Here is a 20820-nt window from a genome sequence, read left to right as displayed (position 1 = left end):
TCTTTTGCTGAGCGAGAACATCGTTCTCGGCGCATCTGTGCGGGAGCGGCCGGACGACGGCCGGCTGATGCTTGACGGACGCTGGACCGCCGACCAGGCGCCGGCCGTCGAGGCCGCGGCCGCCCGCATCGCGGCGGCCGGCCGGAGCGGTCCGGTGGCGGTCGACCTGTCGGGAATCGAGCGCCTCGACACGCTCGGCGCCTGGGTGCTGGAGCGGACCCGCACCGAGATCGGGCAGGCGGGCGGCGCCCTCACCTATCTCGCGGCGCGGCCGGAGCACCGGACGTTGCTGGGCGAAGTGCGCCTGCGCGAGCCCGAGGCGGCGCCGGCCCGGCGTCACGGTCCGATCGTCGGCCTGCTGGATGCCACCGGGCGCCAGACCGTGCGCGGCGGGCACGAATTCGTCACCGCCCTGGCGTTCCTCGGGGAGCTGATCGCCGCCTGCGGCCGCGTCGCCCTGCGGCCCGGCACCTTCCGGGGCACCGCGCTGATCAACCAGGTCCAGCAGGTGGCCCTCAACGGCACGCCGATCATCGTGCTGATCTCGTTCCTGGTGGGCGGCATCGTCGCCCAGCAGGGTATCTTCCAGCTCCAGCGCTTCGGCGCCCAGACCTTCGTGGTCAACCTGATCGGGCTGCTGATCCTGCGCGAGATGGGCGTCCTGCTGACCTCCATCATGGTGGCTGGACGCTCCGGCTCGGCGATCACCGCCGAGATCGGATCCATGCGCATGCGCGAGGAGGTCGACGCGCTGCGCGTCATGGGCCTCGACCCGGTCGAGATCCTGATCGTGCCCCGCGTGCTCGCCCTGATGTTCGGCCTGCCGATGCTGACGCTGATCGGCGATCTCTCGGCCCTGGCCGGTGGCGGCCTTACCGCGATGCTCTACGGCGGGCTGACCCTCGACCAGTTCCTGGCCCGGCTCCAAGCGGCGGTCGGCGTCCACCACGTGATGGTCGGCCTGATCAAGGCGCCGTTCATGGCGCTGACCATCGGGGTGATCGCCACGATCGAGGGCTTCGCCGTGGAGGGCTCGGCGGAGTCCCTCGGCCGCCACGTCACCGCCTCGGTGGTGAAGTCCATCTTCATGGTCATCGTCCTCGACGGCCTGTTCGCGGTCTTCTTCGCCGCCATCGATTTTTGAGACCCATCCCGTCGATGCCACCCATTCCGTCATCGCGAGCGCCGCGAAGCGACCCAGGGCAGCGGGTGACCTCCGGGCGCGGCGCGCGCCTGGGTCGCGCCGCGACGCGCACACGGATCGGGGGGGGACGGTGAGCGAACACGAGGAGCCGATCATCCGCGTGCGCGACCTCGTGGTCGGCTTCCGCGACCGCAACATCCTCAAGGGCCTGAGCCTCGACATTCGCGCCGGCGAGATCCTGGGCTTCGTCGGGCCCTCGGGTCAGGGCAAGTCGGTGCTCACCCGGACGATCCTGGGGTTGAATCCGAAGCGTGCGGGCAGGATCGAGGTGTTCGGCCGCGACGTCGACGCGCTGACCTACGCCGAGCGGCGCCGGATGGAGCAGCGCTGGGGCGTGCTGTTCCAGCAGGGCGCCCTGTTCTCGGCGCTCACCGTCAAGCAGAACATCCAGGTGCCGATGCGCGAGCACCTGAACCTGTCCGAGCGCCTGCTCGACGAGTTCGCCCGCCTGAAGATCGAGATGGTCGGCCTCAAGCCCGACGCCGCCGACAAGCTGCCCTCGGAATTGTCGGGCGGCATGATCAAGCGCGCGGCGCTCGCCCGCTCCCTGGCCCTCGATCCCGAGATCCTGTTCCTCGACGAGCCGACCTCGGGCCTCGACCCGATCGGCGCGGGCGAGTTCGACGACCTCGTCTCGACCCTCAAGGAGACGCTGGGCCTGACCGTCTTCATGGTCACCCACGACCTCGACAGCCTCTACACCGCCTGCGACCGCATCGCGGCGCTCGGCGACGGCCAGATCATCGCGGCCGGCACGATCGACGAGATGCTGGCGAGCGACCATCCCTGGCTGCGCTCCTACTTCCACGGCAAGCGCGCCCGGACCATCGCCACGGGCGGCGCCGCAGCCCATGCGTGAGCGCCGTCCCACCCAGATCCTGCCCCGCCCCCCTCGGGGAGCCGGGGCCAGAGGCCCGGCCGGATCTCCGCCGGGCAGAAGAGCAGGTTGAGCGCATGGAAACCCGCGCGAACTACGCCCTCATCGGGGCCTTCACCATCGCCGTCATCCTGGCGGGCTTCGGTACCGTGCTGTGGCTCTCCGGGGGGGCCTCGCGGCAAGTCAGCCAGACCGTCCGCATCGTCTTCTCGGGCTCGGTGGGCGGCCTCTCTCGCGGCTCGAGCGTGAACTTCAACGGCATCAAGGTCGGCGAGGTCACCGACATCCGCCTCGCCCCGCAGGATCCGCGCCGGGTGCTCGCCCAGATCAAGGTCGAGCCCGCGACCCCGCTCCGGGCCGACACCCGCGCCCGCCTCGACTCGGCGATGCTCACCGGCGTCTCGGTGATCTCCCTGTCGGGCGGCAACGCCGACGCGCCGGTGCTCACCCCCCTGGCCAACGGCGAGCCGCCGACGATCTTCGCCGATTCCTCCGACATGCAGGACATGATGGCGCTCGCCCGCCAGGTGGCGCAGCGGGCCGACGACATGCTGGCCCGCCTCGACCGGGTCGTCTCCGCCAACGAGGGCGCGATCAGCCGGTCCCTCGCCAACGTCGACACCTTCTCGAAGACGCTCGCCGATGCCGGCCCGAACATCGCGGCGCTGGTCAAGGCGGTGGACGGCGCGAAGCTCGGCCACGTGATCGACAACGCCGACCGCTTCTCGGCGGCCCTGTCCAAGTCCAGCCCCGACATCGAGGGGGCGGTGCACGATGCCCGCTCGCTCGCCGCCAAGCTCAACGCCTCGGCCGACAAGATCGACGCGGTGCTCAACGGCGCCCAGGGCTTCCTGGGGTCGGCCTCCGGCCAGGAGGGGTCCAGCACGTTCACGGAAATCCGCGCCGCCGCGATCTCCGTGCGGGACGCCGGCAAGGCCTTCCGGACCATGTCGGAGAACCTCGACAAGCGCACCGCCAGCATCTCGGCCAATTTCGGCCGCCTGAGCGGCTCCGGCCGCCGGGAGGTCGAGGCCCTGTCGGGGGACGGCCAGCGGACGCTGAGCACGCTCAACCGCACGGTGCGCAGCCTGGAGCGCGACCCGAGCCAGGTGATCTTTGGCGGCAAGCCGTCGTTGCCGGAATACAACGGCGGACGCTGAAATCGCCCGCGGCACAGTCGATGTGTTCCGGCGCACGACACCGATACAGGGGCGGGGTAGTTTTAACCGCATGGCTTTTACAGCTCTGCCGCCCGTCGGCGGGGTCTCTCAGGTTGTGCGCATGGTCCGCTCGTCCCACATCGCTGCCGCTGTGCTGCTCGCCGCCCTCCTGGGCGGGTGCGGCGGCGGCGCGGCGCCCCTCACCTTCGACCTTGCGGCCCTGCCGCCCTCCGGCCGCCCGATCGCGGCGGGCCGGTCAATCGCGGTCTCGGAGCCGGTCAGCATCCAGCCCTTCGAGGCCGACCGGATCATCGTGCGCGAGCCCGGCGGCGCCCTCTCGTTCCTGGGCGGCGGCCAGTGGGCCGACCGGCTGCCGCGGCTGATCCAGACGCGCATCATCCAGAGCCTGGAGAATTCCGGCCGCCTGCGCTCCGTGAGCCGGCCCGGCGACAAGGTCGTGGCCGATTACCAGCTGATCAGCGAGATCCGCGCCTTCGACGTCCAGGCCGGGACCGGCGAGGCCGTGGTCGACCTGTCGCTGAAGCTCGTGACGGACGGGACCGGCAAGGTGACCGCGGCGCGGATCTTCACGGCCCGTGTGCCGGTGGCCAAGGTCGATTCCGGCAACGGCGCCCGCGCCCTCGATCAGGCGCTTTCCATCGTGCTGGCGGACGTGGTGCGCTGGGTGAACACCGGGCGATGAGCCCGGCTCACTCCATCACGGCGGCCTTCATGATCACCACCATGGTCGCCCGCGCCGGACCCTCGGTGCAGCGCACGAGGTGGGGGCGGTCGCAGCGATAGCGCAGGGTCTCGCCGGCCCGCGCCCGCTGCACGATGCCGCCGACCTCGACCTCGAACGCCCCCTCGGCGACCGAGAGCGACTCCACCGAGCCGCGCTGGTGCGGGTCCGAGTCGAGGACGCCGCCGGGATCGGCCGCGACCTCGTACCATTGCAGCCACTCGATCGTCTTGAGCCAGCCGATGATCGCCAGCCGCACCTTGCCGTCCTCCGAGACGAGGATCGGCGTGTCCGCCCGGGAGGTCTTCTCGATGAACGGTTCCTCGTCGCCCGCGGCCAGAACCCGTTCGATGGACACGTCCAGCGCCTGCGAGAGCCGCCAGATCGTCGCGAGCGTCGGGTTGGTCTCGTTGCGCTCGATCTGGCTGATGATCGATTTGGCCACGCCCGACTGCTCGGCGAGTTCCGAGAGCGAGAGGTTGTAGGCCTTGCGCAGCCGCTGGATGGTCTTGCCGAGCTGTCCGGAGAGCGCCTGCGCCCCGGTCAGCAGGTCGCGCCCGCGCCCCCGGTCGGGCCGTTCCGCCTGATCCTGCATCGTCACCGGTCCGCCTGCGCCGTTCCGTTATCCGAACGATCGTGCGCTTCTTCAAACGCAATCGCTGTCCGGTTGCAAGGCACGGGCAGGGCCGAAGCACCGAAAGCTCCGATCCGCCTCCCCTACGGCCACGCGGCGTGGAAGTGGTGGACGGGGCCGTGGCCCGCCCCGACCGCGAGGCGGTCGGCCGCCGCGAGGGCGGCGGTCAGGTAGGTCTTGGCGTCCGCGACAGCCTCCGGGAGCGTCAGGCCGTGGGCGAGCCCCGCCGCCACCGCGGCCGAGAGGGTGCAGCCGGTGCCGTGGGTGTTGCGCGTCGCGATCCGCGGCGCCGACAGGGTCCGCAGGGTCCCGTCCGCCGTGACGAGGTGATCGATGCTCTCGCGCCCCGTTCCGTGGCCGCCCTTGATCAGCACCGCCCGGGCGCCGAGAGCCACGAGCCGGCGGGCCTGGGCCACCGCCGTCGCCGCGTCCCCGGCCACGGCCTCGCCGAGCAGCACCGCCGCCTCCGGCAGGTTGGGGGTGATCAGGTCGGCCCGCGGCAGCAGCCGCTCCCGGAGCGCCGCCACCGCGTCGTCGGCGATCAGCCGGTCGCCGCTGGTGGCCACCATCACGGGGTCGAGGACGATCGGGATCGCGGCGGCGTGACGCTCCAGGCCGTCCGCGACCGCCGCGATCACCGCGGCCCGCGACAGCATGCCGATCTTCAGGGCGTTCACGGCGAGATCCGAGAACACGCTGTCGATCTGCCGGGCCACGAAATCGGGCGGCACGTCGTGGATGGCCTGGACGCCGGTCGTATTCTGCGCGGTCAGCGCCGTGATCACGCTGGCGCCGTAGACGCCCAGCGCCGAGAAGGTCTTGAGATCCGCCTGGATGCCGGCGCCGCCGCCGGAATCCGAGCCCGCGATCGTCACCGCGATGGGGGCGGTGCCGCTCATCGTGCACCCGCCCGCTCGGCGAGCGCGGCGTCGATCCGGGCGCGCAGTTCGCGGGCGCGCTGGCGCACCGGTTCCGCGCCGAACAGGGCGGTGATCACCGCGATGCCGTCCGCCCCGGCGGCGATCACCGCGGCCGCGTTCTCCAGGCCGATCCCCGCGATGGCGCCGAGCGGCAGGCCCGCACCGCGTGCCAGGCGGGCGCGGAAGGCGATGCTGGCAAAGCCTTCGAGGCCCACCGGCGGGTCGGGATTGTCCTTGCTGGTGGTGGCGAACACGCCGCCGATGCAGGCGTAGTCGACGGGCAACCGGTACAGCTCGTCGGCCTGGGCCGGTTTCTTCAGGGTGAGGCCGATGATCGCGCCCTCTCCCAGGAGGCGGCGCGCGTCGGCGGGGTGCAGATCGCCCTGGCCGAGATGCACGCCGTCCGCCGCCGCCGCGAGGGCGAGGTCGACGCGGTCGTTGACGAGCACCGGGACCCGGCCGCGCACGGCCTCACGGATCGCCCGGATCCGCGCCAGCGCGGCGCGGGCGTCGGGGACGTCCTTCTCGCGGTACTGGAGCAGGGTGCAGCCGCCCGCCACCGCCTCGGCGGCGAGCTGCGCCAGCCGCGTCCCGTCCGCACCGCAGACGCCCACGTCGAGGAGGCCGTAGAGCCGCAGGTCCACCGCCCGGCTCCCGGGCGATGCGGCGCTCGCGCTGGCTGGCATCGCTGTCGCACATTCCCCGCCCCGTCCGGCCCCGCGCCGGCCCTCGGGCGTCCCTGTTTGGATAGCCCCATCGGCGTTGGCAAGCGTTCCGGGCGGCATCCCGGGGAGCGGCGTCATACGGCGGCGTTGACGTGCGCCGATCCAGCACGCCTATAGGCGGGATCGGCTAAGGCGCATCCGAGGGGAGAGGCGGTCAGGGACGATGAGTGTTGCCGCGGTGCAGACGGGTGCGCGCGGGGCGCAGGCCCTGCCGGAGCGCTCCTCCGTGGGCCTCGTCGCGGTGATCGTCGCCGCGACCAAGGGGGAGCCGCGCGCCCTCACGATCCGCGTCCCCGATCAGGCGCCGGGCCGCGTGGACGGCCTGCCGGCCGGTCCGCTCGTGCCCGAGCACGCGACCCTGGAGCGCGGCCTGCGCGCCTGGGTGGAGCGGCAGACGCACCAGCGCCTCGGCTACGTGGAGCAGCTCTACACCTTCGGCGATCGCGACCGCTCCGGAACCGCCGAGAAATCGGGGGTGCACTCGCTGTCCGTCGCCTACCTGGCCCTCGTCCGCGAGGAGCGGCCCGCCGGCCTCGCCGAGGCCGCGTGGCAGAACTGGTACCGCTACCTGCCCTACGAGGATTTCCGCCAGGGGCGCCCGCGCCAGCTCGACGCCATCGAGGCGCGGCTCGCCGCCTGGGCCGCGGAGCCCGAGGATTGCGCCGTCCGGACCCGCCGCCTCGACCGCCTCGGCCTGACCTTCGGCATGAACGGCGGCACGTGGAACGAGGAGCGGGTGCTGGAGCGCTACGAGTTGCTGTTCGAGGCCGGCCTGATCCCGGAGGCGAGAGGCAACCCCGGGCCCGCGCTGCCGAACGATCCCACCGGCGTGCCCATGGCCTTCGACCACCGGCGGGTGCTCGCCACGGCGATCGGGCGCCTGCGCGGCAAGATCAAGTACCGCCCGGTGGTGTTCGAGCTGATGCCGCCGGAATTCACCCTTCTCCAGCTCCAGCGCACCGTCGAGGCGCTGTCGGGCACGCAGCTGCACAAGCAGAATTTCCGGCGTCTCGTGGCGCAGCAGGGGCTGGTTGAGGAGACCGAGAGCGTCACCAGCGGCGCCGCCGGCCGGCCGGCCCGGCTCGTGCGATTCCGCCGGGAGGTGCTGCTGGAGCGTCCGGCGCCGGGCCTGCGGCTTCCGTCCCGACGGCTGGGCTGACTCCCGCCCGGAACCGCGGGGTCATGGCCGCGGCCGGGACGTCCGCCCGGCCATCGCCGGTCGGGCCGACCGCGCGCGGTCGGCCCGAATCAGGGGACGCGGGCCCGTGGCGGCTACGGCCTGTGGAGGCGATAAACCTGCCATGTCAGCATCATGCTCGACACCATCAGGGCGGCGTGCAGCGCCTGGAGGAGAAGCGGCCCATCTTGCATCGGCTCAATCCCGCGGATCCGGCGTCGCCGGGAACACGGGATCCTGAGCAACTCCCGGGCCAGCCGCCGGGCCCGTCGCCGGGGCGGCCGCTCACGGCGCGACCGGCTCGGGCATCGCGAAGGCCTTGGCCGAGAGCAGGCGCGTCAGGGTCGCGAGGAGATCGGTCTGGGTGATGATCCCCAGGATGCGCCGGTCCTCGCCCGTGACCACGACCGCGTGCGCGTGGCCGTCGGTCAGGGAGCCGATCAGCCTGATCACCGGTTCGCCCGGCGCGGCGGTCCGGGCCTCGGACATCGCCTGCGCGACGGCGCCGTCGCCCCGCAGGGTCAATTCCCGCAGGCCGAGCGTGCCGGCGAGCCGCCCCTCCCCGTCCACCACCGGCAGGGTGCGGATGTTGTGGGCGAGCAGCAGCTCCCGCGCGCGCGCGGCGCTGCCGTTCAACCCGACCGTCACCACGTCGCGCGACATGACCTCGCCGCAGGTGAGCGTGCCCTGCGTGCGCAGGAGCGCGTGGGCCTCGACCTGCCGCAGGAGCTGGTTGAGGTCGTCGCGGTCGATGTCCATGGTCTCGTGCAGCTCGAGCAGCGCCGCGTCGACATCCTCGGGCCTGAAGCCGACGCGGATGGAGGGGGGCAGGTCGGCCGTCCCGTGCGTGTTGACCGGTGCCCTGGCCGTCACGTGAGGATAGTTGCGCCGCGCGACCTTGTGAAACGCGATCCCGAGGGCGACCAGGATCACCGAGTTGAGGCAGACGGGAAACAGCGGGAACAGGAACCCGGCCGAGGTGACGGCCGGACCGCCGATCAGCGCCGTCAGGGCGGCCGCGCCCCCGGGCGGGTGGAGCGACCGCGTGAGCGACATCGCCGCGATGGCCAGCGACACGCCGACGCCGATCGCCACGACGGGGTTCGTGATGAAGTGGGCGGCCAGCACGCCCATGAAGGCCGAGATCGTGTTGCCGCCGATGATCGACCAGGGCTGCGCCAGCGGACTCGCGGGGACCGCGAACAGCAGGACCGCCGAGGCGCCCATGGGCGCTACGATGAGGGGAATGTGGGGGCCCTGCCCGAAGAACCAGCCGCAGATCAGGCCGGTGAGCGTGATGCCGACGAGCGCGCCGAGGCAGCCGATCAGGCGCTCCCGCAGGGTCGCCCCCGCAAGGATCGGCCTGAACAGCTGAAAGCCGGAGACTTTGCCGGTCTGTTCGTCCGGGCCAACCGTGTTGGACATCCCCGCGCGTCCCTCGCTCGCTCGACCCGCCGGCCGCGCACGCCATCACGCGCGCCGACTCGGCAATCTGGTATACCAGCGGAACGATTACGGACCGGGGCGGGAATTGCAACCGGCTTAGGCGCAATGCCCATCCGCGAGGCAGCGGCTGCCGGCGCCGGCCCGCCCTCGGAGGCCGCGATGGCCATTGAGGGCTCTGCGGGGGAAGGCCGATGGGCCGAGCCCTCCCGCGGCGGCTCAGGTCGGAGGATCGGTGAACGGGCGCATCCGGGCCGGCTTACCCGTAGGTGTGGTCCTCGGCGGGGAAACGCCCGGCCCGCACTTCCTCCGCGTAGGCCTTCACGGCCTCCTCGATATGGGTGCGCAGGCTCCCGAACTGGCGGACGAATTTCGGCGTCCGTTCGGAGAGGCCGAGCATGTCCTCCAGGACCAGGATCTGCCCGTCGCAGACCGCCGAGGCGCCGATGCCGATCGTGGCGGCCGTGACCCGGGGTGAGGTCGCGATGGCGCGGGCCACCGGCTCGACGATGCCCTCCAGCACGATGGCGAAGGCCCCCGCCTCGGAGATCGCCCGCGCGTCCTCCAGGAGACGGCGCTCGTCGTCGGGCAGCCGGCCCTGCACCTTGAACCCGCCCATCGTGTTCACCGCCTGCGGGGTGAGGCCGATATGGCCCATCACCGGCACGCCGCGCTGGACCAAGAACGCCACCGTCTCGGCGAAATGGGCGCCGCCCTCCATCTTGATCGCGCCGGCACCGGTCTCCTTCAGCACCCGGGACGCGTTGAGGAAGGCCTGCTCGCGGCTCGCCTCGTAGGAGCCGAACGGCATGTCCACCACGACCAGCGCCTTCTCGGTGCCGCGGATCACCGCCTGCGCCTGGAGGATCATCATCTCCAGGGTCACGGGGATCGTCGATTCCATCCCGTGCATGACCATGCCGAGGGAATCGCCCACGAGGATGAAGTCGCAATAGGGATCGACGATGCCGGCCGTGTGGGCGTGGTAGGCCGTGAGCGCGGTGATCTTGCGCCCCTCGGCCTTGCGCTTGCCGATATCGATCGCCCGGAGCCGTCGGGACTGCACGACCTGCGACATGGCTTGATCCTCGCTCAGCTCATCCGGGACGCGCATGCCCTCCCCTCCTTGAGGGCCACCCTCCCCGCGAAGGGAGGGAGACACGCGTCCTGCCTTATCGCGCTGTTCTTACACGGCCCGACACGACGGGTCAGCGCCCCGCCTGCGGCTCGGCTCCCGTCGCCCAGTCCGGATCGACTTTCAGATTCGCGGTCTCGTGCAGTTCCTGCCAGCCCTCGACACCCTGTGGGAACCAGCGCACGCCGGTGTAGCCTTTCTGCACCAGCCGCTTGCCGGCATTCCAGCTGCCCCAGCACTCCACGTGGCAGAACACCACGACGGGCTTCGCCTTGTCGCCGCCGGTCAGCGCCGCGACCCGCGCGTAGAACAGGGCCTCGCGCTCCGGCGCCAGGGGCTCGGCCCCGGCCTCCGGCATCCAGACAGCGCCGGGGATCGACGGATGCACCGGCAGCCAGAGGCGGCCTTCGGGGAAGTTCGATGGCTTGCGGTCGGGCGCCGCCACGTCGATCAGCACCGGCTTGTCCGGCCCCGCCATCAGCGCGGCAACCGCGTCCGCATCGACCGCCTCGGCCCCCTTGAGGGTCGACGGCGTATAGCCCTTCGGCGGCCCGGCGTAGAGCCCCTCCGGCTCCGGCACGTTGACCGGGGAATCCGCGGGCGCGGCCGCGAGGCAGAGGAGCGCCGCGCAGGCCGCCGCGATGCGGCCGATCATGCGTGAGTCCCGCATCGCTCAGTTCGTCGGGCTCGGCGGGTTGAAGCTGTGCTGCCAGCGGCCGCCCTGGTTGTCGGAGGCCGCCACCTGGATCGGCTTGCCGTCCGGCTTGAAGGCGAAGTTGATCACCGGGTTCGACGCGATCGAGATGTCGCCCGTCATGGTGAAGACGGTCCGGTCACCCGCCGAGACGGTGAGCTTGTCGATGTAGCGCGCCGGCGTGTACTCGCGGGTCACCTGGTTCATCTGCATGCCCGAGAAATTCGGGTGGCGGACCATCAGCGTGGCCTCCACCGGCTTGCCGGGCGCGGTCTCGGCGAACTTCAGGCGCATGTCGCCCATGCCCTTCATGGCCTCCTCGTCGCTCATCCCCATCGGGGCGGAGCAGCCGCCGGACGCCTTCACGAACTGCTTGGCCTCGTAGAGCTTGCCGTCCTGCGTCTCCACCACGGCGTGCATGTCGGTGTAGTTGTTGACCCGCACGCGCAGCTTCAGCTCGGCCGGGTCGGCGGCGGGGCCGAACTCGAACTTGGCCGCGTAGGGCGCCGGGTTGTCGTCGATGATCAGCGAGACCGCCTTGATCTGACCGTCCTTCGGCATGGTCAGGGTGATCGGCACCAGGGCGGCGTCGAGCGCCCGGACCGGCGCGTCGATCTTCACGAGGCTGTCGGTCTGCGCGATCTGCCGGTCGCCGAAGATCGACTTGGCGATCTCCTGCCAACGGGCTGCCCGCTCATGCTCGGTGTCGGAGGCGCCGGCCGCCAGCGCCATCCCGACGAGGGGGCCGGAGACGGCGCCCGTCGCGAGGACGACGCCGAGGCCGAGGGTGGAGAGCGTCTTTCCGATCCTGTGGGTCATGGCGTGCCTCCCGGTTGCTTTGGATATGGGGATCCTGAAACCTATTCCCACTCGAGTTCCTGGTAGGCCACGGTGACGTTGCGGCCGTTATAGGTGTCGAACAGCGCCCAGGCGTCCCGCTGTTCCGCGGCCACGCTGGTCACCGCCTTCTCGATGGGGACGTCCTTGGCGATCGCCGCGCGGGTGCCGTCGCGCAGGACGGTCAGGTAGCCGGAGAGGTCGGCGAGCGCCGGGGCGAGGTCCACCGCCACGGGGCCGTGGCCCGGCACCGCGCGGGTCGCACCCAGGGTCTTGAGGCGCTCGATCTCCGTGAGCCAGCCCCTGAGGCTGCCGTCGAGGGAGGGGATCCGGTTCACGAACAGCAGGTCGGCGGGAAACAGCAGGCCGCTGCCGGAATCGATCATCGACAGGTCCGAGGTGGTGTGCGCCGGGCCGTGGGCCGTGAAGGTCAGGCGGCGGTCGCCGAGATCGATCTCGGCCGTATCGGCCACGCTCATCGTCGGGTAGACCACCGGCCCGGTCCGGTCCTCGCCCAGTAGATCGATCAGCCGCTTGCGATAGAACTCGCCCCGGGCCGACAGCGCCTCGGTGAGCTTGGCGTGGCCGATGAACACCGGCTTGTCCTGGACGAACGCCCCCGCCCCGAAGACGTGATCGGGGTGGACGTGGGTCAGCACCACGTGGGTGATCGGCTTGTCCGTGCGCTTGACGATCTCGGCGCGCAGCCACCGGCCGTCGGCGAGGCTGCCGCCGGATTCCGTCACCAGCACGCCGGTCTTGCCGACGATGAAGCCGACATTGGCGATGGCGTCGTCGTTGTCGACGGTGGCGTCGGCGATCAGGCCCTTACGGACGAAGATGCCGGGGCCGACTTCCTCGATCGCGAAACTCTCGGCGGCGCGGCCCAGCGTCGGCAGGCAGCACAGGCAGAGCCCCGCGAAGAGCGCGTGCCGCCGCGACGGGCCGGCGCCGAACGTCCTCGGATGGACGGCGTCTGCCGTCATGCCGCTTCCTCCTGATCTTGATTGCCTACCATTAAGTAGGTAGATTGCGACTCCGTCAAGGGGCGAGCCGCGGTGGGGATCGCGGCCGGCCCCACATTCCCGTGAGCCGGAGCGACGATCGCCGCGATGAGGGATACCCGCGCCGAGCTGCTGATGCAGGCCGAGACTCTGGTCCGGGGACGCGGCTATGCCGGCTTCAGCTACGCTGACCTCGCGGCGGCGGTGGGCATCCGCAAGGCGAGCATCCACCACCACTTCCCCACGAAAGTCGATCTCGGCGCCGCCCTGGTGGCGGCCTACGCGGCCCGCTACGCCGCCGCCCTGGAGGCGATCCGTGCCGATGTCCCGGACGGGCCGGGCCGGGTCGCGGCCTACGGCCGGCTCTACCTCGGCGGCGTCGAGCAGGGTCTCGGCTGCCTGTGCGCGGCGCTGGCCATCGAGGGCGAGGTCCTGCCCGAGCGCCTGCGCCGGGATATCGCGGCCTTCTTCGCCGATCACCTCGCGTGGCTGGAGACGATCCTGCGCGCGGGTCAGGCGGACGGCAGCGTGCGCGGCGGCGCGGATCCGGCGTCGCTCGCCCGCTACGTCATCGCGACGCTGGAAGGGGCGCTGCTGATGGAACGGCTGTTCGCGAGCCCCGACGCCTTCCGGGGAACGCTGGCGGTGCTGGTGGACGGGCTCAGGCCGCAGTGAAGCGCGCGTAACCGTCCGCTCGCAGCCGGCAGGCCGGGCAGGTCCCGCAGCCGTAACCCCAGGGATGGCGCTGCCCGCGCTCGCCGAGGTAGCAGGTGTGGCTCTCCTCGACGATCAGCTCGACCAGCGCCCGACCGCCAAGAGTCTCGGTGAGGCTCCAGGTCTGCGCCTTGTCGAGCCACATCAGCGGCGTGTGGAGCACGAAGCGCCGCTCCATCCCGAGGTTGAGCGCCACCTGAAGGGCCTTGATCGTGTCGTCGCGGCAATCCGGGTAGCCGGAATAGTCGGTCTCGCACATGCCGCCGACCACGTGCCGGAGGCCTCGCCGGTAGGCGAGCGCCGCCGCGAAGGTCAGGAACACGAGGTTCCGGCCGGGCACGAAGGTGTTGGGCAGGCCCGAGGCCTCGTAGCCGATCGCAGCCTCCCGGGTCAGCGCCGTCTCGGAGATTTTTCCCAGGGCGTCGAGCGCGACCGTATGGTCCTCGCCGAGCCGCCCGGTCCAGGCGGGGTTGAGACTCGTCGTGCCCGCCCGCAGGGCCGCACGGCGGTCGAGCTCGACCCGGTGGCGCTGCCCGTAATCGAAGCCGAGCGTCTCGACGTGCTCGAACCGGTCGAGCGCCCAGGCGAGGCAGGTGGCCGAATCCTGGCCCCCGGAGAACAGCACCAGCGCGGCGCGGTCCCCGGTGATCGCGGCCTCACTCGCCATCGTACTCAGCCCAGGACATCGGAGTCTCGGCGATCCGCACCCGCGCGAGGCCCGGCAGGTCCGGCCGCAGGCGCTGCCAGATCCAGGCCGCGATGTTCTCGGCGGTCGGGTTTTCCAGCCCCTCGATCTCGTTGAGGCAGTGATGGTCGAGCCGCGCCAGCAGCGGGCCGAAGATCGACTCGATGTCGTAGAAGTCGATTACCCAGCCGGTGTGGGGATCGACCGGGCCGGCGACCGTCAGCTCGACCCGGTAGGAATGCCCGTGCATCCGGTGGCAGCGGTGGGTCTCGGGCACGTTCGGCAGCCGGTGGGCCGCCTCGAAGGTGAAGGCTTGGGTGATCTTCATGGGCGGGATTCGCGGGATGTGGCCGATCTCGCACCCGCCATAGCGCCGACGGGCCGTCCCGCGCAAAGGCGGGCTGCCCTGCGTGCCGCGGCGGCGGCGGATCAGGCCGCGGCGGCCTCCTTCGACCACCGCGCGTACCACGCCTTGAACAGGCGCAGCTGGTTCTCCGCGTAATGGCGCTGGCCGGCGCTCAGAGCGTCGGTGGCGTTGAAGTGAAGCGCGTATTCCGGGTTCCCCTCCAGCACCATCAGGTACTTGTAGTACAGGACGAGGTCGGTCCCCTCGTCGAAGCTCGACAGGATCGCCAGGGCGGCGTCGAGTTCTTCCGCCCGCCGCCGGGCGGGGACGTCGCCGCCGGCCGCCTTCTCGCAGAGGGCCACGAGGTGGAGGACCTCCCGCGGCAGGACGTTGCCGATGCCCGTGATGGCGCCCCGGGCGCCGCAATTGACGTAGCCGTGCACCACCTGGGTATCCACCCCGACCATCAGGGTGATGTCCGGCGCCTGGCCGGTGATGTGCTCGGCCGCGTAGGTGAGCGACTGCGCGCCCCCGAACTCCTTGAAGCCGACGAGGTGCGGGTACCGGCCGCGCAGACTGAAGAACAGCTCCGCCCGGGTCTCGAAACCGTAATAGGGGCTGTTGTAGATCACCGACGGCAGGTCGACGGCCGCCTCGAGGATGCCGGAGAAGTGAGCCTCCTGCGCCGCCGCCGAGCTGCCGCGCGACAGCACCCGCGGGATGATCATCAGGCCGTGGGCGCCGGCCGCCTTGGCGTGGGCCGCGAGCGCCGCCGCCCGCTTCGGGTTCTGCGCGCCGGTCCCGACGATGACCGGGACGCCGGCCGCGAGCAGCCGCTCGACGCCTTCCATCCGCTCCTCGTCGCTCAGGAGCGGCCAGTCGCCCATCGAGCCGCAATAGACGACCGCCGACATCCCTTCGGCGACGAGGTCCTTCCCCTTCCGCGCGAGGGCGTCGAGATCGGGCGTCCGATCCGGCCGGCAGGGCGTCATCAGGGCGGGGATCGTGCCGGAGAAGATGTGTCGGTCGGAGGCCATCGCCGGCTCGTCTGCTGGGAGGAGGATCGTCCCGGCGGGCCTTGCAGGTCGCGCCGGGCGGCGTGTCTCTCCATGGCTGCGACGTGCGATTCTGGCAAGGATTTTATACAATCCCGGCCGATTTCGTCAGCCCTGAAGTCTCGCCGAGGAAGGCCATCAGCGCGGCGGCGACGTGGTCGATATGGTCGGTCAGGAGGGCGCAGGCGGCCGAGACGTGGCCGTTCCGGCACAGCCGGACGATCTCGCGGTGCTCGCGGTCGGCCCGTTCCAACTCGGCGTTGTCCGTTGACAGCTGTAGGCGGGTGTAGCGGTCGCACTCGGCCAGGAGGGAGCCGACGAGGGCGAGGGCTCGGGGGCGCTCGGCCTGGCCGTAGAGGAGGAGGTGCAGATCCGTGTTGAGGGCGCCCCAGCGCGCCGTCGCGCCGTCGCGCAATGCCGCGGCGTAATCCTCCAGCAGAGCGTCGGCCCGCGCGAAATCCTCGGCGGTGAGGCGCGGGGCCGACAGGGATAGGAGCCGGGGCTCCAGGGTGCCCCTGAGTTCGAGGGCCTCGGCCGCGTCCGCCGGCGAGAGCGGCGCCACCGTCGCCCCGCGGTGCGGGTGGATTCGCACCAGGCCCTCGGCTTCGAGCTGGAACAGGGCTTCCCGTACCGGGATGCGGCTGGCGCCGAATTCCGTCGCGAGGCCGTCCTGGCGCAGCTGGGACCCGGCCGGATAGCGCCCGTCGAGGATGCGCCGCCGGATCTCGGATCCGATCGAACCCGCGATGGTCCGGTTCTTCATCGTCTCGCTCCACCGTCGGGCCCGGTCGTGGTCGGGGCCCTTGACGGGGAGGCCCCGGTGTTGAAATTGTATAAAATCCAGCGGGCCTCGGGGGCCCTGTATAGCAGAGGGGTTGCCCGCGATGACGCTTCACCGTCGCCAGCTTCTGGCCGGGACCGCCTGCGCGGCCGCCGCCAGCATCGGCCGCCCGTACCTCGCCCGGGCCCAGCCCGGCGCCGGCAGCGTGCTGCGCTTCATCCCGTCGACGCCCCTGCCGTCCCTCGATCCCATCGTCGCCACGAGCTACGTCATCCGCAACCACGGCTATCTCGTCTACGACACGTTGTTCGCCACCGACGAGAACTTCCGGATCCAGCCCCAGATGGTCAGCGACTGGCAGGTCGCGCCCGACGGCCTGCGCTGGACCTTCCACCTCCGCGACGGCCTCAGCTTCCACGACGGCGCCCCCGTCGAGGCCAAGGACTGCATCGCCTCGGTGGCGCGCTGGTCCAAGCGGGACGCCTTCGGCCAGACCCTGGCGGGCTTCGTGGAGGCGTACGGCCAGGAGGACGCGCGGACCTTCACCATCGCGTTGAAGAAGCCGTTCCCCCTCCTCCCGGCGGCGCTCGGCAAGCTGTCCTCCAACGTGCCCTTCATCATGCCGGAGCGCATCGCGCTGCAGGACGCCTCCAAGCCGATCGCCGACGCCATGGGCTCCGGGCCCTGGCGCTTCGAGGCGCGGGAATGGATCCCCGGCCAGAACGCAATCTACACCCGCCACGCCGGCTACCGTCCCCGCGAGGAGGCGCCCTCCTGGGCGGCCGGCGGCAAGGTCGCCAAGGTCGACCGGATCGAGTGGCTCGCCATCACCGAGGCCTCGGCGGCGGTGGGCGCGATGATCCAGGGGGCGGTCGACTGGTACGAGCAGCCCGCGATCGACCTGATCCCCGTCCTCAAGGGCAAGCCCGGGATCGAGATCCGCAACGTGCCGCTCGGGCTGATCCTGCTGATGCGGTTCAACCACACGCAGCCGCCCTTCAACAATCCCGAGATCCGCCGGGCCGTGATGATGGCCATGAAACAGGACGACTACATGCAGGCGGTGGTCGGCAGCCCCGAATACTACCGGGAGGCCAAGACCTTTTTCACGCCGGGCTCGCCGATGTCGACCGGCGCCGGCGGGGCCGCCGCTCTGCAGGGGGACCTCGCCAAGGCCAAGGCGATGCTGGCCCAGGCCGGCTACAAGGGCGAGCGCGTGGTGCTGCTGGCCCCGGCCGACCAGCCGATCGCCTACAATCAGTCGCTGGTGACCCAGGACCTGCTGAAGCAGCTCGGGATGAACGTCGATCTGGTCTCCACCGACTGGGGCAGCTTCATCGCCCGCCGCGGCAACCGCGGGCCGGTCGAGGCCGGCGGCTGGTCGCTGTTCCACACGCTGTGGTCCGGGGCGGACGTGCTGAACCCGGCCCTCCACCCGCTGATCCGGGCCAACGGTCAGGCCGCGTGGTTCGGCTGGCCGGACGACCCGACGCTGGAGACGCTGCGCAGCGCGTGGATCGCCACCGGCGACGAGGCCCAGCAGAAGGCTCTCGCCGCCCGCATCGAGGAGCGCGCCTTCGAGGTCGTACCCTACGCGCCCGCGGGCCTCGTGCAGCAGCCGATGGCCGTCAGCACGAAGCTCAAGGGCATGGTCATGGCGCCGGTGCAGTTCTTCTGGAACATCGAGAAGACCGGCTGATCTCCAGCGCCCGGACGGGACCGCCGCTCTAGCCCGCGCCCTTCTCGGACACGCCGGCCTGCGCGAAGGTCGCCATGCCGGTGTGGCAGGCGAGCGCGCCCTTGAGCAGGCCCATCGCCATCCCGGCGCCCGAGGCCTCGCCGAGGCGCATGCCGAGCGCCAGCAGCGGCACGAGGCCGAGCCGCTCCAGCACCTCCGCGTGGACGCCCTCCGCCGAGACGTGGCCGGCCAGGCAATGGTCGAGGGCGCTCGGATCGGCGGCGTGCAGCACGGCGGCCGCGGCGGTCGCCACGTAGCCGTCGATCACCACCGGGATGCGCTGCAGCCGGGCCGCCAGGATCGCCCCCGCCATGGCGGCGATCTCCCGGCCTCCGAGGCGCGCCAGCACCTGGAGCGGGTCGTCGAGATGCCCGGCATGGTGAGCGAGCGCCGCCTCCACGGCCGCGACCTTCCGGGACAGGCCGTCCCGGTCCACGCCGGTGCCGCGCCCGACCCACTGGGCGGCCTCGCCGCCGAACAGGGCGGCGTAGAGGGCGGCCGCCACCGTGGTGTTGCCGATGCCCATCTCGCCGATGCCCAGGCAGTCGGTGCCGGCGGCCACCGCCTCCATGCCGAACGCCATGGTCGCGACGGTGGCCCGCTCGTCGAGGGCCGGCCCGTCCGCGATGTCGCCGGTGGGCATGTCGAGGGCGAGGTCGAACACCTTGAAGCCGAGGCCGTAGGCCGCGCAGATCTGATTGATCGCCCCGCCGCCGGCGGCGAAATTGTCGAGCATCTGCCGGTTGACCGCGTCCGGGAAGGCCGAGACGCCGCGGCGCGTGACGCCGTGGCTGCCGGCGAAGACGCAGACCAGCGGCCGGTCGAAGCTCGGCGGCGCCTTGCCCTGCCACGCCGCCAGCCACGTCACGAGGCTTTCCAGTCGCCCTAGGGAGCCGGCGGGCTTCGTCAGGGTGGCGTCCCGGGCGGCGACCGCCGCCTTCGCCTCCGCGTCGGGACCCGGCATCGCCTTCAGCAGGTTGCGGATGTCGTCGAAGGGGCTGGGTTCGGGAGGGGTCATCGGGGCGGTCACCGGGTCTGTCATGGCGGCGATGATTTCCTGTGGGCGCCCGCAGTCGGGGAGACGGGGCCGGATCGGAGCGACTATACTGCACCGGCTCGCTCCACCGATGTGCGGTGGCGGGCGGATGCGAGAGACCGCGATGGACAGGCAGACCGGCGGGGAGGCCGACTGGCCCGGGCGCGGCGCCCTCTACGACCTCGCCGGGTGCCTGCGCTTCTACTCCCGCCTGCCGGTGCCGCAACTGCCCGGCGAGCCGGACCCGCACCGCAGCCCCGACTTCACCACCCTGCCGCGGATGCTGCCGCTGGCCGGCCTGATCCTGGCCCTCCCGGCCGCGCTGGTGCTGGCAGGCGGCTGGCGTATCGGCCTGGGACCGTTCCTGGCCGCGACGCTCGCCGTCGCGGCCCTGTTGGTGGCCACCGGGGCGCTCCACGAGGACGGGCTCGCCGATGTGGCGGACGGTTTCGGCGGCGGCGCGACCCGGGAGCGCCGCCTGGAGATCATGCGCGACAGCCGGATCGGCACTTACGGGGGCGTGGCCCTGGTGCTGGCGCTGGCCCTGCGGATCGGCGCCCTGGCGACGCTCCTCGACCGGACCGGCTACGCGGCCCTGACCGGCCTGATCCTGGCCGCGGCGCTGTCGCGGGTCGCCGCCCTCGCGCCGATGGTGCTGCTGCCGCCGGCGCGGCCGGGTGGCCTGTCCGCCGCGGTGGGCCGTCCGAACCGGGCGAGCCTCGCCACGGCCTGCGCCCTCGGTCTGGCGCTGGCGCTGGCGGCCCTGCCCCTCGGCCTCCCCTTCGGTGGCGTCGCGCTGATGATCCTGTGGGCGGGCCTCGCCGCGCTGGTCCTGACTTGGCTGGCGCGCGCGAAGATCGGCGGGCAGACCGGGGATGTGATCGGCGCCTGCCAGCAAGTCGCCGACATCGCCGCCCTGCTGGCCCTGGTGGCGGCGGTGGCGAGTTGAGGACGCGTCCCAGGCCATGACCCGGCCACGATCCCCCGGCCAAGGTTTTTCGATGTCGCCCGTTCCGAAGCCCTCCTCACCCTGTACCAAGGTCTGCGTGCTCGACGCGGCGACCGGCCTGTGTTGCGGCTGCGGGCGGACCCGAGACGAGATCGCCGCCTGGGGCTCGCTCTCGGAGGCGCAGCGCCGCACCCTCATGGCCGGGCTGGATGCCCGGATGCGCGAGGCCGGCCTCATGCCACTCGAAGAACCGCTGCCGTCATGATCTATCTCGGGCTCGCCGCGATCGCCCTCGTCCTCGTCGCTCTGATCCTCAGCGACGGCAGCGACAGCATCGGCGGCGTGATCGAGCCCGATCAGCTGGCCAACCTCGCCTGGACCGGCACGATCCTGCTCCTGGTGGTGGCCGGGTTCTGGCGGTCCTTCACGGCCCGGCTCGGCGCGAACCTGCAGGCGCTCCTGGCCTGGGCGCTGATCGGCCTCACGCTGGTGATCGGCTACACCTACCGGGACCGGATCCAAGGCGTGAGCGCCCGCGTGCTCGGTGACCTGCGGCCCGGGACAGCCACCTCGGACGGAGACGGGTCCGTTACTATCACCCGGCGGGCGGACGGCGACTTCCGGGTGGAGGCCGAGGTCAACGGCCGAGTGCAGCCCTTCCTGTTCGATACCGGGGCAAGCAGCGTGGTGCTGACCGCCGAGAACGCCGCCACCCTCGGTCTCACGCCGGCACCGTCCGCGTTCACCGCCCGCGTCTCCACCGCCAACGGCATCACCTACGCGGCGCCGATCCAGCTCGATTCGCTCGCTGTCGGCACGATCACCGAGCGCCGGGTGAACGCCATGGTGGCCAAGCCCGGGGCGCTCTCCGCGAACCTCCTCGGCCAGACCTTCCTGACGCGGCTCTCAGGCTACGAGGTCCGGGGCGACCGCCTGATCCTGCGGCGCCCCTGAGGCTGGCACC

The 20820-nt window shown here is 71.7% G+C and carries 23 protein-coding genes; 10 read left to right on the top strand and 13 right to left on the bottom strand.

Annotation, left to right across the window (positions count from 1 at the left end):
• Positions 1-67: 67 nt before the first annotated feature.
• From MKK82_RS33070 to MKK82_RS33055, 4 genes are all read left to right on the top strand, one after another.
• The gene (locus tag MKK82_RS33070) at positions 68-1144 is read left to right on the top strand and encodes an ABC transporter permease (RefSeq protein ID WP_238284875.1); all 1077 of its coding nucleotides are present in this window, start codon (positions 68-70) and stop codon (positions 1142-1144) included.
• Positions 1145-1274: 130 nt separating this feature from the next.
• Positions 1275-2063 (top strand): ABC transporter ATP-binding protein, encoded by a 789-nt coding sequence (locus tag MKK82_RS33065; protein WP_238284775.1) that lies wholly within the window; start codon positions 1275-1277, stop codon positions 2061-2063.
• 95 nt (positions 2064-2158) lie between these two features.
• Positions 2159-3241, top strand: coding sequence for an MlaD family protein (locus MKK82_RS33060; protein WP_238284774.1), 1083 nt, complete (start codon positions 2159-2161; stop codon positions 3239-3241).
• 121 nt (positions 3242-3362) lie between these two features.
• A complete protein-coding gene (locus MKK82_RS33055) occupies positions 3363-3944 on the top strand; it encodes an ABC-type transport auxiliary lipoprotein family protein (RefSeq protein ID WP_238284773.1) in 582 nt (193 codons plus the stop codon).
• A 7-nt stretch (positions 3945-3951) separates the two neighbouring features.
• Here MKK82_RS33055 and MKK82_RS33050 read toward each other — a convergent pair whose 3' ends face one another.
• From MKK82_RS33050 to thiE, 3 genes are all read right to left on the bottom strand, one after another.
• The gene (locus MKK82_RS33050; RefSeq protein WP_238284772.1) at positions 3952-4578 is read right to left on the bottom strand and encodes a helix-turn-helix domain-containing protein; all 627 of its coding nucleotides are present in this window, start codon (positions 4576-4578) and stop codon (positions 3952-3954) included.
• Positions 4579-4700: 122 nt separating this feature from the next.
• On the bottom strand, positions 4701-5516 hold the full coding sequence (gene thiD, locus MKK82_RS33045; RefSeq protein ID WP_238284771.1) for a bifunctional hydroxymethylpyrimidine kinase/phosphomethylpyrimidine kinase: 816 nt from the start codon (positions 5514-5516) through the stop codon (positions 4701-4703).
• Complete coding sequence (thiE, locus tag MKK82_RS33040; RefSeq protein WP_243988031.1) at positions 5513-6223, bottom strand: thiamine phosphate synthase; 711 nt, start codon at positions 6221-6223, stop codon at positions 5513-5515. Before thiE ends, thiD begins: the two co-directional genes overlap by 4 nt.
• Positions 6224-6425: 202 nt before the next feature.
• Here thiE and MKK82_RS33035 point away from each other — a divergent pair, with 202 nt between their 5' ends.
• The gene (locus MKK82_RS33035; RefSeq protein WP_238284769.1) at positions 6426-7421 is read left to right on the top strand and encodes an NUDIX hydrolase; all 996 of its coding nucleotides are present in this window, start codon (positions 6426-6428) and stop codon (positions 7419-7421) included.
• A 303-nt stretch (positions 7422-7724) separates the two neighbouring features.
• Here MKK82_RS33035 and MKK82_RS33030 read toward each other — a convergent pair whose 3' ends face one another.
• From MKK82_RS33030 to MKK82_RS33010, 5 genes are all read right to left on the bottom strand, one after another.
• Positions 7725-8864: an HPP family protein gene (locus tag MKK82_RS33030; protein ID WP_238284768.1), complete on the bottom strand. Its 1140-nt coding sequence runs from the start codon at positions 8862-8864 to the stop codon at positions 7725-7727.
• Between the two features lie 277 nt (positions 8865-9141).
• Positions 9142-9960, bottom strand: coding sequence for a 3-methyl-2-oxobutanoate hydroxymethyltransferase (gene panB / locus MKK82_RS33025; protein ID WP_238284872.1), 819 nt, complete (start codon positions 9958-9960; stop codon positions 9142-9144).
• Positions 9961-10090: 130 nt separating this feature from the next.
• Entirely contained in the window at positions 10091-10672 is a 582-nt protein-coding gene (locus tag MKK82_RS33020) for a rhodanese-like domain-containing protein (RefSeq protein ID WP_238284767.1), read from the bottom strand.
• Positions 10673-10690: 18 nt separating this feature from the next.
• A complete protein-coding gene (locus tag MKK82_RS33015) occupies positions 10691-11530 on the bottom strand; it encodes a quinoprotein dehydrogenase-associated SoxYZ-like carrier (RefSeq protein WP_243988030.1) in 840 nt (279 codons plus the stop codon).
• 41 nt (positions 11531-11571) lie between these two features.
• Entirely contained in the window at positions 11572-12534 is a 963-nt protein-coding gene (locus tag MKK82_RS33010; protein ID WP_238284765.1) for a quinoprotein relay system zinc metallohydrolase 2, read from the bottom strand.
• A gap of 126 nt (positions 12535-12660) precedes the next feature.
• On the opposite strand from MKK82_RS33010, the gene MKK82_RS33005 reads away from it, so the two are divergent.
• Entirely contained in the window at positions 12661-13227 is a 567-nt protein-coding gene (locus MKK82_RS33005; protein WP_238284764.1) for a TetR/AcrR family transcriptional regulator, read from the top strand.
• Here MKK82_RS33005 and queC read toward each other — a convergent pair.
• The 4 genes from queC to MKK82_RS32985 form a co-directional block, all read right to left on the bottom strand.
• The gene (gene queC / locus MKK82_RS33000; RefSeq protein WP_238284763.1) at positions 13214-13933 is read right to left on the bottom strand and encodes a 7-cyano-7-deazaguanine synthase QueC; all 720 of its coding nucleotides are present in this window, start codon (positions 13931-13933) and stop codon (positions 13214-13216) included. The two genes, MKK82_RS33005 and queC, sit on opposite strands and share 14 nt — an antisense overlap.
• Complete coding sequence (queD, locus tag MKK82_RS32995; RefSeq protein ID WP_238284762.1) at positions 13923-14279, bottom strand: 6-carboxytetrahydropterin synthase QueD; 357 nt, start codon at positions 14277-14279, stop codon at positions 13923-13925. The genes queC and queD overlap by 11 nt, the downstream gene beginning before the upstream one ends.
• Before the next feature lie 101 nt (positions 14280-14380).
• Positions 14381-15334: a dihydrodipicolinate synthase family protein gene (locus tag MKK82_RS32990; protein ID WP_238284761.1), complete on the bottom strand. Its 954-nt coding sequence runs from the start codon at positions 15332-15334 to the stop codon at positions 14381-14383.
• Between the two features lie 103 nt (positions 15335-15437).
• The gene (locus MKK82_RS32985; protein ID WP_238284760.1) at positions 15438-16115 is read right to left on the bottom strand and encodes a GntR family transcriptional regulator; all 678 of its coding nucleotides are present in this window, start codon (positions 16113-16115) and stop codon (positions 15438-15440) included.
• 121 nt (positions 16116-16236) lie between these two features.
• Between MKK82_RS32985 and MKK82_RS32980 the strand changes: the two genes are divergently transcribed.
• A complete protein-coding gene (locus tag MKK82_RS32980) occupies positions 16237-17832 on the top strand; it encodes an ABC transporter substrate-binding protein (protein ID WP_238284759.1) in 1596 nt (531 codons plus the stop codon).
• 28 nt (positions 17833-17860) lie between these two features.
• Here the strand turns inward: MKK82_RS32980 and cobT are convergent, their stop codons facing one another.
• A complete protein-coding gene (cobT, locus tag MKK82_RS32975) occupies positions 17861-18913 on the bottom strand; it encodes a nicotinate-nucleotide--dimethylbenzimidazole phosphoribosyltransferase (protein ID WP_238284758.1) in 1053 nt (350 codons plus the stop codon).
• Between the two features lie 118 nt (positions 18914-19031).
• Between cobT and cobS the strand changes: the two genes are divergently transcribed.
• From cobS to MKK82_RS32960, 3 genes are read left to right on the top strand one after another with little or no spacing between them, the layout of a single operon-like run.
• Positions 19032-19856 carry an adenosylcobinamide-GDP ribazoletransferase gene (gene cobS / locus MKK82_RS32970; protein ID WP_238284757.1) on the top strand — a complete coding sequence of 275 codons (825 nt, stop codon included), beginning with the start codon at positions 19032-19034 and terminating at the stop codon, positions 19854-19856.
• 52 nt (positions 19857-19908) lie between these two features.
• Positions 19909-20121, top strand: a complete 213-nt coding sequence (locus tag MKK82_RS32965; RefSeq protein ID WP_238284756.1) for a DUF1289 domain-containing protein — start codon at positions 19909-19911, stop codon at positions 20119-20121.
• Complete coding sequence (locus MKK82_RS32960) at positions 20118-20810, top strand: TIGR02281 family clan AA aspartic protease (RefSeq protein WP_238284755.1); 693 nt, start codon at positions 20118-20120, stop codon at positions 20808-20810. The genes MKK82_RS32965 and MKK82_RS32960 overlap by 4 nt, the downstream gene beginning before the upstream one ends.
• Positions 20811-20820 lie beyond the last annotated feature (10 nt).

It is taken from the genome of Methylobacterium sp. E-046, from assembly GCF_022829625.1.
Taxonomy (GTDB): Bacteria; Pseudomonadota; Alphaproteobacteria; order Rhizobiales; family Beijerinckiaceae; genus Methylobacterium; species Methylobacterium longum.
Note: the sequence above shows the minus strand (reverse complement) of the source record. Positions and strands in the feature narration are given on the sequence as shown.